Consider the following 13852-nt stretch of genomic DNA (forward strand, 5'->3'; position numbering starts at 1 on the left):
ACGGCACCGCCGACCCGGCGATAGTAACCACGCAATCGCACCGAAACCCGTTCGGAAGGAATTCCGTTGTCCCTGTTTCGCCGTGCCCTGACGACGGCCGCCGCCGTCGCCGGGCTCGCTTTCCTCGGCCCCGCCCCCTTCGCCTCCGCGCAGCTCGCGACGCCTCTCACCGGCGACAAAGACTGCAAGGACTTCCAGTACCAGGAAGACGCCCAGGCCGTTCTCGACGCCACCCCGGGCGACCCCAACCACCTGGACGACGACAAAGACGGATTCGCCTGCGAAACCCTGCCGCGCCGGCCGAAACAGCCGGCCACCACCGCCACCACGCCGCCGACGGCGACGGCGACAAAAAAGCCCGCGCAGGCCGCGCCGAAGACGACCACCAAGAAGCCCGCCACCGGCGGCCAGGTGAAGGTCAAGCCGGTCGGCGGCGTCGCCACCGGTGGCGGTGAGCCGGACGGCGACGTCCCCGCTTTCCTCGTGCTCAGCGGCACGCTGCTCGCCGCGACGGCGTCCGGCGGCATGGTGCTCTACCTGCGCCGGCGCCCGAGTTGAGGCACCCGCGCCTGTGGCCGGCGGTCACGGCGGTCGTCGCCGCGCTCGGCGTGGTCCTGGCCGTGGCCCTCGTCCTCGTCCTGTCGCCGAAGGCGCCGCAGGAGATCGCCCCGCCGAGCCCGGCCGCCACGAACCCGGCGGGCACCGCGAGCGTCACGCACACCCCGCCGCCGGCCGCCGACGGCCTCCCCGCGGCGAAACCGGCGTCACTGACCATCCCGGCGATCGGCGTGCGGGCCGAGGGGATCAAGGACCTCGGCCTCACGCCGGACGGCGCATTGGAGGTCCCGGGCGATGCCACGACGGTCGGCTGGTTCACCGGCGCGCCGTCGCCTGGGGAGGTCGGCCCGGCGGTGCTGGCCGCGCACGTCGACTACAAGCACGTGCCCGGCGCCTTCTCGCGGCTGAAGGAACTGCGCCCCGGCGAGCAGGCCAGGATCGGCCGCGCGGACGGCCGGGTCGCCGTCTTCACCGTCTACCGCGTCGACCGCTACCCGAAGGCCACGTTCCCGACCGACGCGGTCTACGGCGACACCCCGGACCCCGAACTGCGGCTCATCACCTGCGGCGGGGCGTTCGACCGGTCGAGCGGCAACTACCTCGACAACGTCGTGGCCTACGCGAGGCTCACCGCCGTCGAGGCCTGAGCCAGGTCGATCCGCGCCAGCTCGAGCCGCCGGTAGGTGCGGTCCCCGAGCGACCAGACGTCCAGGACGTCGCCGTCGAGCTCGGGGTAGGCGATGACCAGGTGCTCGTCGCCGTACGCGATGTCGACCGGCAGCCCGGCTTCGAGCTGCCAGCAGAGTTGCTGCTGCTTCGGGGTGAGCCGTCCCGCGTAGCGGTCGCTCATCGCCCGCGCGAGCTGCCCGCGCAGCAGGACCGGGCCGCTCGACGGGGCGGCCAGCAGCCGCTCGGCGTGGCCGGCCGGATCGGGCGGCCCTTCGCCGGGTTCGGGGTCGCGGACGGCCACCGTCGGCTCGGCCTGGTCACGGGTGGGCAGCACGATGCTGCCGTCCGCGGCGTGGCGGGTCGGCGCGTAACCGGCTTCGCGCAACGCCACCAGCGTCCGGTCGGCGTCCACAATGGACGTCAGCACGGTCGGCGCCACCGCGCGCAGGCCGAGTTTCGCGAGCTTGCGGTGCGCCGCGAGCTCGGCCAGCACGGCGGGTTCGCCGACGACGACGCTGGCAACGTCGACCACTTGCGCCTCGCCGTGCCGCCGGGCGACGTCGTTGACCAGGTACACCAGCGGCTGCGGCAGCTCGCCCGTGGCGACGGCGCGCAGGTCCTCGAGCAGCTCGCCGGTCGTCGAACCCTGGTCGAACGCCCGCCGGACGGACGCCGGGGAGAACCGCCAGCTGGTCGCGGTGCCCTGCGCTTCACGGTCGGCGACGCGGTCGAGCAGCGCGGCGAGCCGGGCGTCGGGCGAGCCGGGCACGATCGCCGTCAGGTCGGTGCCGAACAAGGCGGTCGTCCGCGCCCGCGAAACGAGTTCGTCGGTGACTTCGACGAGCCGGTCCGGGGCGAGCAGGGCGCGTCCGGCCGCGGTCGCGGCGCCGTGGGCGAGGACACCGAGCAGCTCACCCTCGCCGAGCGCATCCCGGACCCGGCCGGCGAAGTCGTCGGACGGCAGCATCGGCGCGTGCCACTCGGCGAGCCGGACCAGCGCGTCCACGTCGGTGATCGCCTGGCCGGGATCGAGCCGTGCCGCCAACCGGACGACCAGCCGCCGCACCAGCGCGTCGACGTCCACCTCGAACTCCGGCGGCGCGGGGTCCCACCAGGTTGTCAGCAGCAGGCGGTACAGCAGCGCGGGCGCGGGCCGGGCGAGGTCCGGATCTAGCGCCAGCGTGGGCGCGGGTGCCTTCTGGCCGCGACGCGGCGGCGGAGGTTCGTCGGCCACCAGCAGCCCGGCCTGCGCCGCGAGGTCGATGGCCAGCTCGATCTCGGCCGGGGTGGCCCCGGTGTCCTTGGCGAGCTTCTTGACCAGCCGGGCGCCGATCGTGCCGTCTTTCAGCAGGGGCAACGGCTCCGCGGCGGCCAGGTCGAGCACCGCGGACACCCGGTCGAGCAGGCGCAGCGCGGCAGTCGACGCCGCCGCTTCGGCCGCTTCGGCGCCCGTGTCGGTGGTTTCGAACGCGGGTTCGTCGGGGTCGAACGGCAGCTGGTGGTCCGGCCCGCGCAGCGCGAGCGACACCTCGATCGGCATGGCCACCGTGCCGTAGAAGGTGCCGTACAGGAAGCCGTGGTCGAACGCCCAGCCCGCCGGGACGAGGCCCTGGACCTCGGGAACGCCGCCGGCCATGTCCAGGAGCAACGTCCGCGTCTCCTCGGGCGCGGTGGCGAAGAGGTCGCGGACGCGCTCGCCGTCACGGAAGAAGCCGACGAGGCCGAGCAGGAGCTCCGGCTTGCGCGCGGCATCGGGCAGTCCGAGGGCCTTCGACAGCTTCGCCAGCCGGCTCGTGCCGAGCTCCCCGAGCAGGTTCGCGACGGGCTGGCCGAGGCCTTCGGCACCGAAGCTGTTGCGGCGCAGCGGTTCCGGCAGCACGATGCCCTCCGCGTCCCGCCACAGCAGGGCGCGCTCGGCCAATTCGTCCACATAGGACTCGACGTCGGCGGCGCCGAGCAGCCGGGACACGTCCTCGACGGGCGCCGGCCGCCGCCCCAGCGCGTAACACAGCTGGACGGCCCGCAGCACCTGCACCAGCGGCATCGGCAACCGCAGCAGCGCCGCATCGATGGATTCGGGCGCCGCCAGCCGCGCGGCGACGACGTCCAGCCGCCGCGGCCACGGCTCGTCGAGCACGTCCGGCCGGTGGGCCAGCACCTTCGCGAGGGCGTCCTCGTCCAGGCCCGACAGCCGGCCGAGCAGGTCGTCGGCGGTGGTCATCGGCCCAGGCTAGCGCCTGTCGGACAGCGCGTCCGCCAGTGCCGTCCGGGAACGGGGAGTCGACGATCGCCCGGTGCTACGCCGAGCGACATCCAGGGGTACTCAATCTCGAGACCCACCGGATCGTCGGCCTCATCGCGGCTGGCAGGACACTTCTTCCAGATTTTCAAGGCCGCGCTTCTGCTCATCCTCGCCATGGCCGGGACACCTGCGGCCCTGGTTCGAAGTCGTCATGCCGCAGCTTGCCACGCGCGTCGCCGGCATCTGGACCTTCGAAGCCGCCGCGGACGAACGGGGGTCGAGTACCGGAAAATCCTGCTGACCGCGGAGAACCAGTTGTTTGCGAGCAGTTCTCCGGCCGGGCCGGGGACAGTGACGCCCTCACTAAGGGGTCGACGACGTCCTGCGGGAGCGCGGTGGCACCGCACTGTTCAGGAAGATCCGCGGCCAGCTTGCCGCAGATCTGCTGCCGCGACCCGAGTGTGTTGTTGTACCGACCGACGGACGCGAACCGGAGCAGACCTACGATGACGTGATCGACGCGCTCGCAGCCGTTTAGTTCGGTTGAGAGCTGCGCAGGGGAATTCATTCCATGTCGACATGGATTCGGTGGCTATCTGAAAGTACCATCCGGGTGTGCTCGCGATCGGCAAGGCGCTCGGAAATTGTTCGTATTGCCAACTCTGGAGGTAGTGCTGATGAGAATTTCAGTCCGCGCACAGCGTGCTTGTTCACGTCTGGTGTGACCAAGTCTATTGCGCCGGTCAATGCCTTGCTGAGCAGGTTGAGCGGGATATCGTTTCGAAGTCGAAGTGACGAATCATCGATACGCTGTCGTGGGTCGGCTACGTCTGGTAATGACGCCTGCAGTGTCCGGTTTGTGGCAGTTCCGGCCCAGGTCCACCAGGTCAAGCCTCGGTGGTTTCGGCGAATGACGGTGCCGGTGGCCCAGACGTTCTCGGCGTGACGCTCGCGTAATTCCCTGAGTGCAGCTTGTGCGCGGCGTGTGAAAATTGCCGATGAGGGTTCGCCATCGAGTAGTACGGTGCGTTGCCCGCGGGTTATTTCAAACGACAATCCGCTATCGCTGCCACCCCATTTTGCGCGTCCGGGTAGATCGCTCAATTCGACAAAACAGCGTCTCCGTTTCCAGTCGATGTGCCTGACTTGCCAAGCCCGGCCGGCCAAGAGTAGGACTCGAGGACTACCGTGATCGTTGGCGAGGAGGACGTCATCGCCAACTCGGCCGATCTCCTCGCGGCCGGCGAGTACTGTGAATTCGGGTGGGGCGCTGAACACTGCAAGTAGGTCGGAGAAATAACGGCGACCGAATTTTTTCTCCGCCTGGGGGCCGATAAATGCCATTGCGCCGTCGCGCTCGAGGTAGCCTTCGGTCAGCAGGTAGTTGAAGATTTCATCACTGTGCTCGTCGAGCAGGGGAAGGTCGCGCCACCACTCTCGCCAAGTTTGTAGACCGATCTGATTCTCTTGCAATGCCAGAGCAAGGATTTGCTGGGCTACAATATGGCGCGGATGCGCAGGTGGCACGATCGGCTCCACCCAACCGGCAGTCCAACGCTCAAGCAACCCCGCGACAGCCAGCACTGCGGTCTCGTCAAGACAGAGGAAGAGGCAATTGCGGCTGGTGTCTGCCCGGCGACCAGTCCGCCCCAGCCGCTGCAGGAACGATGCAACCGTGGGCGGCGCGTCGATTTGGATCACTCGATCGAGGTCGCCGACATCGATTCCGAGTTCCAACGTGGACGTCGCGACGATCACGCAGTCTCGTGCCTCCGCGAATGCCTGTTCCGAGCGTCGTCGTTCGTCGGCGGATAGGGAGGAGTGCGAGAGAAAAGTCGTCACGTTCCGGGCTCGCAGAGCGATGCCGAGCTCTTCCGCTCGACGCCTGCTGTCCACGAAGACCAAGCGCTTCTCACCCTTGTGGAGCGCAGCGATCACCGCGGAAGCGTTGTCGATGGTTCCGACGTGATCGACAGTGAGGTCGGGAACTACATCTGGACCCGTCGGCGGAGACACCACACTACGCGGCCGGTCTCTTTGCGAACCTTGTAGCCAGGCCAGCAGCTCAGCCGGATTGCCGACCGTCGCTGACAAGCCGATTCGCTGGAGTGGCCGCCCGGCCAGTCGAGACAGCCGCTCGAGCACTGCGAGCAGATGCCAGCCGCGGTCGTCCCCGGCGAATGCATGTACCTCGTCGACGACAACGGCACGAAGCCCGGCGAACAGTCGCCGCGTGTCCACTTTCGTCGAGACAAGCATCGCTTCCAAAGACTCCGGCGTCGTCAGCAAGATATCCGGGGGTTCACGCATCATTCGCACGCGTGCTGCTGTGCCGATGTCACCATGCCAAACGGCCGCGGTGCGGCCGAGCCAGCTGGCATAGCCTGCCAACCGCGGCTGAAGGTTGTTCAGCAACGCGCGTAGCGGGCAGATGTACAGCACAGAGGTGCCTTGCCAAGATTGTTCTTCCATGGCGCTGAGCAGTGGAAACGTCGCGGCCTCGGTTTTGCCGCCGGCTGTGGGAGCCAACAGGATCGCGTCGGAACCTTCGAGCAGAGGTGCCATGGCAGCCGACTGGAGTGGACGTAGTTCGTGCCAGCCGAGCGTGTTAACGATGTGGTGGACCAGGGCGGGCAGCAGGCGATCGAGCCCAGCGGTCATGGCAAGTCCAGGTCGATGTCGTCCGGACTCGCGATGGCGTTTCGTTCCTGCTCGGAGAGCTCGGCGGGAGTCACCGTGATCGGGTAGTGGACTCGTGGATCGAAGTCGTCATGCTCGTCGACGCGGTCCAGTACGTCCTGGACGAGCTTGCGTAGGAACACTCGAGGTGCGACGCCGACGCGCCCGCCGAGTCCGCCGGTGACGGCCGCTGCCAGTTCGTCGATGTAGGCGTCGTTTACGCGAGCGGATATCCGATCCGGCGATGTGGCCCCTCCCGCGTAGAGGTCCCGTACATTCCGGCCCAGTTCGCCCAGCAGGGCAAGGTCGAACCCCGCGAGCCTCAACTGCACGGCACGCGGGTTGTCGAACCGAGCCTCTGCGGTGAAGTCCGTGGACAATCGCTGCGCGAGCGGCGGCAGCCGTTGAACCCCCTGCTGTCCGTCGAAGAACGCCGGTGTACCCGTTATGACCAGGAACAATCCGGGGAACCGGCCGGCATCGATCTCGTCAAGCAGCTGCCTGAGGGCATTGAGTCCCTTTTCCCGGACGTCACCTCGAACGCGCTGCAAGGTTTCGATCTCGTCGAAGACCACCAGCAACCCCGGATGGCCACAGTCTCTCAGCACCGTCAGCAAGCCTTGGAGGAAACCGAGTGCGGCGAAGTGATCGAGATCGCCGCGCACGCCGGCGGCCCGACGTGCGGTCGCAGCCACGGACTTCTGCCCGCCGATCCAGGCGACTACCGCTTCGGCGGTCGCTGCATCGCCGGCGCGGCGCGCCTTGCGGTATCCCCGCAGCGCCGAGGCGAACGCCGGAGTTGTCCTTGCAACGACGCCCAGGCGATCCTCCATGAGCCTGTCGACGGCTTCGGCGACCGCATTTGCGTCATCTTCCTCGGCCTCGTTGGCTTCGAGCACTTCCTCTTCGAGGGTGTAGAACCAGGAGTCGATGATCGGCCGCAACGCACTGGCTCGATGTGTCGAAGTTGTCAGCCGCTCCGTCATCCGCCGATAGACGGTTTCGAGGCGGTGAAGCGGAGTTTCGGTCTCGGAAATCTGCACCTCGCTCGTCGCGAGACCCGCTCGTTTTGCGCGTTCGGCAAGCCAGCGGGCGAAGAATGTCTTGCCTGAACCGTACTCACCGCGGATGGCGTGGAAGGCTGCGCCGCCTTGTTTGATGGTGTCGAGATCGTCGTCCAGTGCCCGAATGAACTGGTCGAGCCCCACAGCGAACAGATCGAGGCCGGTCTGCGGGACGGTCCCTCGGCGAAGTGCGTCAACTACTTCGCGACGTCGCGCCGCGCTGACATGAGTCATGGCTTGCCCAGCTGAAACTGAACACAGAGCAGTTCGACGTTCAGCTCAACGGTCCGATTGTTGTCGACGATTTCGAGTACCGGATAGCCCTCGATGTTGAGCAGGCGCTGTGCTGTGGCGAGGAACCCGTCAATGTTCCGTGCAGCCTTGCCGGCCGTGGCCGAAATGGCAGCCAATGACAGCTTGCCGCCTGCTTCTACCAGCGCATCTATGACGGTACTCAGTGCTGATTCGGGTGCTTTGCGGACAAAGGCCTTCTGTGCCCGGAATATGTCCGAGTGGGTGACCTGCCAGCCGAGACTCTGTTTCGTTTGCAGACTTGGTTCCGGTTCTTGGAGGACGTGATCGAAGAGCCCGGGGGCGTCCGGAGCAATTTCCGCTTTCGGTTTGGCTTTGGCCTTGTTCGGCTTCGGTACGGCTTTGTCTGCCACGACTGGCTCGGAGGTGGCCTCCCACCAGGCCGGAGTGGTTTGCTCGGCCGCAAGCCCGTGCCAGCCGCGCGGGAGGGCGTCGACCGACGGCAGGAGGACAATCACCGGCACGACCACCTCGGCCAAGGATGCGCCGCCGTGGTAGCCGGCACGCTTGTTCGTGTAGCGGATGTCCTCCCGCCACGGGACGACGACCTTGCCGTTTCCTTCGAGAACACGGGGCCCGTGCAACTCGACTTCTCCAGCACCTGGCGTTCCGGTCCGCCATCGGGCTCCGTAATCTCCCGATGCCGGGGCCGGCCCGGTGGCCAATCCACGTTCAAGGACATGACCGTGGTCGGCGGTCAATATGACAGGACGTCCGTAGCTGCGGGCCTGCGTCAGAATACTCGTCAGAAAGCGGACGTCTTCGAGCCGCCAGAGTGTCCCGTCCCCCTCGCGACCTGGACCCAGCGTGTCGTCGATGGTGTTGAGCACAACGCCGACGACGTCGTCTCCGGCGAGCGCGGTAACCAACTCCGGGTTGAGAGTCTGCCCCGCGCCGCCGGCTACTTCGTTCTCGTGGAACAACCGAGCCTGCCGGTGGTGCCGTTTCCAGAACGCGGCGAAGCCGTCCTTCTCGACTGCTTGGCCACCGCTGGTGGGCTGTCCAGTCAACAGCGACGGCCTGCTCACAGTGGTGATCGACGGGATCGTCGAAACAGCGGCCAGGCGCTGACCGGCGATCGGGGCGGCTTCCAGCCAATTCGGTCGGCTGCCGAGTTCCGCGCCGAGCTGGACAGCTACCGAGCTGCTCATTCCGTCGAGCAAGATGACAACTGGAGGAGCATTTGTGGTCAGCGGGACAGCGGCGGTCGCCAGCACGTCTTCGACGAGCAGCACGCTTTCGGAGAACTGTGAGCGGGCGTGCGGAACCCAGGTGACCAGCTGCTGTGCGAACAGCTCGTCCATCGTTGTACGCCGGGCGACCGCGAGCTCGCAGAGGTTGCGGTAAGCCATTGCGCATACCGGCTCCGTGGCGCCGTCACCGGCCCAGAGAGCCGCGATGGCGTAGTCGACCCAGGCGCCCTCAGTGATCTGCCGATGTGCTCCCGCCGCGACAGACTGGGCGCCGGATTCGGGCGTAGCCAGCCAACGGGCCAGACGGACGGCCATCGCTGCAGTACGGAGCTGCGCCGTGAACAGTTCGGCGAGCCGGTGGTTGCGCAGGTCGCTGAGTCGCCGGCTCGCCGACACCGGATCGGGAAGAGCTTTGCCCAGCGCTCGGAGCCGGGCGTACCACGCGGACGGCAGGAGTGCGTTACCGGTCAACGCAGGGCCGAGGCCGGCCCGATTGGCCAGTTCGTCAGCGTGTTCGAGCACGACGAGTGCCTCATGGCGGGTCTGGGAACCTTCGTGCCCCACCGCTGCGATCCAGCGGCTGAGGGTGCCGTCGACTGCGGACGAGAACGCCTGAACAGCGTCCGAACGCATACCGGGGAAGAGCCCGCCCACCGAGATGAGCGCGTCTCTCGAGAGAGAAGGATCCTCGAGCGCGGTGCCGACCACGCCGAGTGCCAGTGCGTCGCGACCTCTGCCCGTCGCGACCAAAGTGAGCAGCGGTTCGATCGCGGGGCCGACGCGTTCGACAAGCCAGCGGCGGATCCCGTCCTGCTCGGCGTCGGCCAATTCCGTCCATCGCGTGGGGCCTGTCGTCTGGGACCACTCGAGCAGGCGGTCCATGTCGATGGTGGTGGCGTCGACTCCGAGCCGCTGGGTGATGAGCGCGGCCAGCGCGTCGTCGTAGGTCAGCACTCCGCCCCGTCGAGGCCAGCCGCTGGTGGGCTCCGCCTCCAGCAGAGCCTGAACGAGCCAGCCTGATTGCCACACCCGTGGATCCAGCCGATTCACCCCGAACCGGAACTTGAGGATGTCCACCGGGTCCACGCTGAGCAGGCCGGTCTTCAGGGCATGGCCACGCAAGTCCCAGTCGAGCTCGTCGGGGGTGACAGCGGTGGTCACCACGAGCACGCCCGAATCGGTGCCGGTGTCCTGGTGGTCGAGCCATTCGGCGGCGATGCCCAGTACCGACGGCTGGTCGGTGACGCGAACCACCCGTTCGGGTCGCTTGTCACCGTCGGGCTTGATCCGGAACTCGGTTCGCTCCCCGGGCTCGTAATGGCCGCGTACGAGCACCAAGCACTGGCCGGTTCGCTTGGCAAGCGCGGCTTTGTGCTGGTCCAGCAGGGACTCGATTCCTGACTGCGTGACGAGTGGGAGCGCGACCATCAGGCCTTCCCGTCCACAACCCGCCAGGAGATCTCGATCTCCCGGCCGGGGTGGGCCTCGACGAACTTGCTCACCGATCGATGCACGTCCTCCATGGTCTCAGCCAGCTGCACCGGAGACGCGTCGGCCGTCATTCGGCGTGTCTGCGCCGAAGCGTGCGGTGGCGCCGGTTTCGGCTCCGGGTTGGGTTTCGGCGGCTTCGGGCCGGCATCGGTGGCATCCTGGATGATCTCGAAGGCGATGGGCGGAAAACGGCGCAACATGGTGCCCAGCTGCCGGGTCTTCTCGTCGGCCCGCGCTGTCTCGGCGATATCGCCGAAGAGCCGTTCCGTGCGGTCCCGGATGCCGTCGCTCCGGCTGAGGTACGGCCGGATGGTCTGGAGCAGCTTCCACTCCACCTTGTCGAGTGCGCTCAGGACGTCCTGCGCCGACGTGATCGTCCGGGCGAGTACTTCGTCACCGTCCGGGGTCGGTAGCGCGGCCAGTCGCTTGATCAGGCGCGTCTGATCCGTGATCCCCGACAGGTCGCTCAGCAGGTCGGCGGCCGTCCGGGTGGCCAGCACCCGGGGTGAGGTCGACTCGAGGCCAAGCTCACTCGCGTGCGTCTTCAGCGATTCGTGCAGGCCGTGCACCGGGCTCAGGTATTCCTGCACTTGCTGGGCAACGCCGCTCGCCAGCTTGGTGATGTTGCGAGTGAACCGCGCAGCCGGCGCGGACACGCCGAGGATCGCACCCGCTCGGGTCCGTGCGGCGGTGTACTCCTCCTCGGTGGGCAGCTCCTGCGCACGCAATGCCCAGCCCGGGCCGATGTTGCCGATGTCCGGTGCTTCCTGCGGCATGGTGTCGCGAACCCACGCCCGGTCCGCGAACAGGGCATATCCGGCGATGATCAAGTTCGCCACCGGCTTCTCGAGCCCGGTGTACTGGAGTTCCTCCAACCAGCGCCGGATCTCGTCGACCGAGTAGTCGCCGGCAACCTGCTTCTTTGCCGCGTGCTGTTCGATTCGCGTGCGCCACTCGTAGCTCAGGGTGAGTGGCCCCTCGTGGACCTCGCCGAGCCCCAGCGGATGGACGATCTTGCTGACCGGTGCCAGCTGGTTCTTCTCGAGCTCGACTCGGCCGCCCTGTTCGGCGGCCTTGGTCATCCAGTTCAGCGCGTTCCGCAGCTCGTGGACCGTTACGGCCTTGCGGTCCTTTTTCGGGTCGAAGTTCGGGTGTTTCGGGTATTTCGCGCTGAAGAGATCGTCGGCGAGTTCCAGCACGTTGTACTCGAAGGGGGCGCCGACCCTCAGCCGCGGGGTGTGCTGGGGAAACAGCGTGAGGATCTTGGCGCGCTCGTCTTCGGGGTCTTTCAGGTTGACCTCGTCGCCGCCGGAGAGCCCGTACAGCTGGGACAGTACGCTGGTCAGACTCGACGTCAGGCTGTCGCGGTGGACTTCCAGCTGGGTGCGGATCCGGATCCGGTCCTCGGCCGACCGGTGGCCCGCCGCAGATTCGAGCCGGCCGCGTTCGAGCAGATATTCGATCTTCAGCAGCCGGCCGAGCTGGATGCCCCGCTGTTCGGACCAGAAGGCCGGCAACCAGACGAGCGTCAGGTGGTCGTGGCCGTGCTGTTTGAGGAAGTCGACGCGTTCGGCGTCCTGGCGCGGGGAGTGGCCGGCGTCGTCGAACGGGTAGTCGACGACGAACCGGATCACTCCGTCCAGGCTGGGCCGGAACTGGAAGTCCGGCAGCGACATGGGGTCGCGGACGTTGCCGAAGACGAACTCGGCCTTCCGCCTGCTGCCGCGCCAGATGATCTCTCGCTCGGCGATGGCTCCATCAGCGTTTTGATCGACACCCATGGCCGCCCAGAGGTGTTTGCACAGCCACTTGCGGCGGTTGGGGGTGTTATCCGCATCGAGTGCATTGTCCAGCAGCGGCTCGATGTCGAGGTCAGACAGGTGCAGGCTGAACACCGGCTTCTCCTCGCCGTCGCTGCGCAGCTCGCCGAACTCCGTCTTGAGGTCGTTCAGCCGAGACGTCGCGACGTCCCCGGCAGGGGCGGTGCGCGAGACGATGGAGCCGTGGTTGAGCGCGGCCAGCCGCTGCCCGGTGAGCCGGGTCAGCGCCGGCACCTCGGGTGCGAGTGAGGCGAGCAGCAGCGTCTTGATCAACCGCTCGTCGCCGATGAACCGGGGATCGGTGGTCGAACCGTACTTGTTCTCCAGGTATCGGCGGGCTTTGCGGTGGAAGCGCTTGGCGGCGTCGGCCTGCGCACGCAGCTTGTTGGTGAAGGCCTCCGTGGCGCCCACGGCCAGGACGTCCCACAGGTCGCCGAGCGGGATGAGCTCGCCGAGTTTCAGCTCGTCCCGGCGTCGGTGGAGGATGTCCTGCAGCAGCTTGAGGCCGGTGCGTTCGCGTTGCAGAGCGCCGGACAGAGCGACGAGCACGTTCAACAGCGCCGGCGAGATCGGATAGACAGCGCGGAAGTCCGCCCAGTCGGCGTTGGTGGCGCCGTTGGCGTCCAGCAGTGCGTCCTTGACGCTGGAGTTGGTGGATTCGATGTGCGCGAACGCCGCTTCGAGCTTGGACTCCATTCCTTTCCGGGGCTTGAGCACGCGCTCCTTGACGATCGCGGGCAGGTTGCGGTCCTCGAGGTTGATCGTGTCGAACCGTTCCGCGAGGTACCGGACCTGCTGCTCGAGGTTGCTCACATCGGCGCCCATGACGTCGCTGCCGACGAGGGTGCCGAGGTCACGCTGACGGGAGATGAACGAGATGATCGGCACCGGCCGGTCGCTGTCGCCGGACTCGATGAGCTTGACCAGCTTGCTCACCTGAACGTTCACGAAGTCCCGGCGGGACAGGTATCCCTGCAGCCAGAGGATCAGCTCGTCCAGGAACAGTACGATGCCGTCGTAACCGAGCTGCTTAGCGTGCCTGCTGATCACCGACAGGCCGTTCTCCAGCGGGAGGTAGGCGTCCTTGTCGCCGAGCGCCCCGCGCGAATACGACCCCATCGGCCCGGAAAGCAGCGCAGACACCAGCGCGTCTCGCCGTGGGTCTCTGGCAGGTGCGTCGAAGGCCTCGTCGAGTTCCTGTGTGCTCCAGGCGCCGGGTAGCGCCTCGAGCGGTTCGAGATCGTCAGGATCGCCGGTCTCGCGCGCCGAGCCCTCGGTTCCGAGCAGTTCGGCGAATTTGGTGTCCCCCACCGACTCCCGAAGCTTTCGCGCGTCGTCGAGCATCGCGTCGGCTTGGAACACCGGGGGAGTCGGTTTGCCGGGCAGGGTGTCGCGGACATGCTTGACGTAGCCGCCGAGGATCGCCGCGTCGAGGTCCGTCGAGCCGATCAGATGGAACGGCACCATGAGGAACTTGCGGCCGGCCAGCCACTCGTCGTGCTCGTCGATGATCTTGCGTAGGGCGGGTTTTTCCCGAGCCTTCTCGTTGCCGTTCAGGACCGCGTGAAGCACGGTCATGAAGTGACTCTTACCGGAACCGTATGAACCGTGCAGGTACGCAGCGTGCGACTCGCCGTCACGCACGGCGACACGCAGCAGTGCAAGTGCCTGTGTGAACGCGCCGCGCAACTGATCGGTCACCACGTAGTTGTCGACCAGCTTGTCGGTCGTGGTGAAGCCCTTGGACAGGTCGATCTTGAAATCGCCCTGGTTCACCTCTTCCGGGATGTCCAGCACATCCCGGAGGTAGACCTCCTCGGCCAC

7 protein-coding genes are annotated in these 13852 nt (G+C 67.2%); 2 read left to right on the forward strand and 5 right to left on the reverse strand.

What is annotated here, in order from left to right:
* Window positions 1–66: 66 nt before the first annotated feature.
* The gene (locus ACFPLC_RS15160) at window positions 67–558 is read left to right on the forward strand and encodes an excalibur calcium-binding domain-containing protein (RefSeq protein WP_378197410.1); all 492 of its coding nucleotides are present in this window, start codon (window positions 67–69) and stop codon (window positions 556–558) included.
* Window positions 555–1205 (forward strand): class F sortase, encoded by a 651-nt coding sequence (locus ACFPLC_RS15165; RefSeq protein WP_378197407.1) that lies wholly within the window; start codon window positions 555–557, stop codon window positions 1203–1205. Before ACFPLC_RS15160 ends, ACFPLC_RS15165 begins: the two co-directional genes overlap by 4 nt.
* On the opposite strand, the gene ACFPLC_RS15170 is transcribed toward ACFPLC_RS15165, so the two are convergent.
* The 5 genes from ACFPLC_RS15170 to ACFPLC_RS15190 all read right to left on the reverse strand — a co-directional run bounded on the left by ACFPLC_RS15170 (window position 1175) and on the right by ACFPLC_RS15190 (window position 13852).
* Complete coding sequence (locus ACFPLC_RS15170) at window positions 1175–3448, reverse strand: helicase-associated domain-containing protein (protein WP_378197405.1); 2274 nt, start codon at window positions 3446–3448, stop codon at window positions 1175–1177. The two genes, ACFPLC_RS15165 and ACFPLC_RS15170, sit on opposite strands and share 31 nt — an antisense overlap.
* A gap of 585 nt (window positions 3449–4033) precedes the next feature.
* Window positions 4034–6130: a DEAD/DEAH box helicase gene (locus ACFPLC_RS15175; protein ID WP_378197402.1), complete on the reverse strand. Its 2097-nt coding sequence runs from the start codon at window positions 6128–6130 to the stop codon at window positions 4034–4036.
* A complete protein-coding gene (gene brxD / locus ACFPLC_RS15180; protein WP_378197400.1) occupies window positions 6127–7446 on the reverse strand; it encodes a BREX system ATP-binding protein BrxD in 1320 nt (439 codons plus the stop codon). The genes ACFPLC_RS15175 and brxD overlap by 4 nt, the downstream gene beginning before the upstream one ends.
* Entirely contained in the window at window positions 7443–10145 is a 2703-nt protein-coding gene (gene pglZ / locus ACFPLC_RS15185; protein ID WP_378197397.1) for a BREX-2 system phosphatase PglZ, read from the reverse strand. The genes brxD and pglZ overlap by 4 nt, the downstream gene beginning before the upstream one ends.
* Window positions 10145–13852: a DUF6079 family protein gene (locus ACFPLC_RS15190; RefSeq protein WP_378197394.1), complete on the reverse strand. Its 3708-nt coding sequence runs from the start codon at window positions 13850–13852 to the stop codon at window positions 10145–10147. The genes pglZ and ACFPLC_RS15190 overlap by 1 nt, the downstream gene beginning before the upstream one ends.

It is taken from the genome of Amycolatopsis plumensis (genome assembly GCF_042652605.1).
Classification (GTDB): Bacteria; Actinomycetota; Actinomycetes; order Mycobacteriales; family Pseudonocardiaceae; genus Amycolatopsis; species Amycolatopsis plumensis.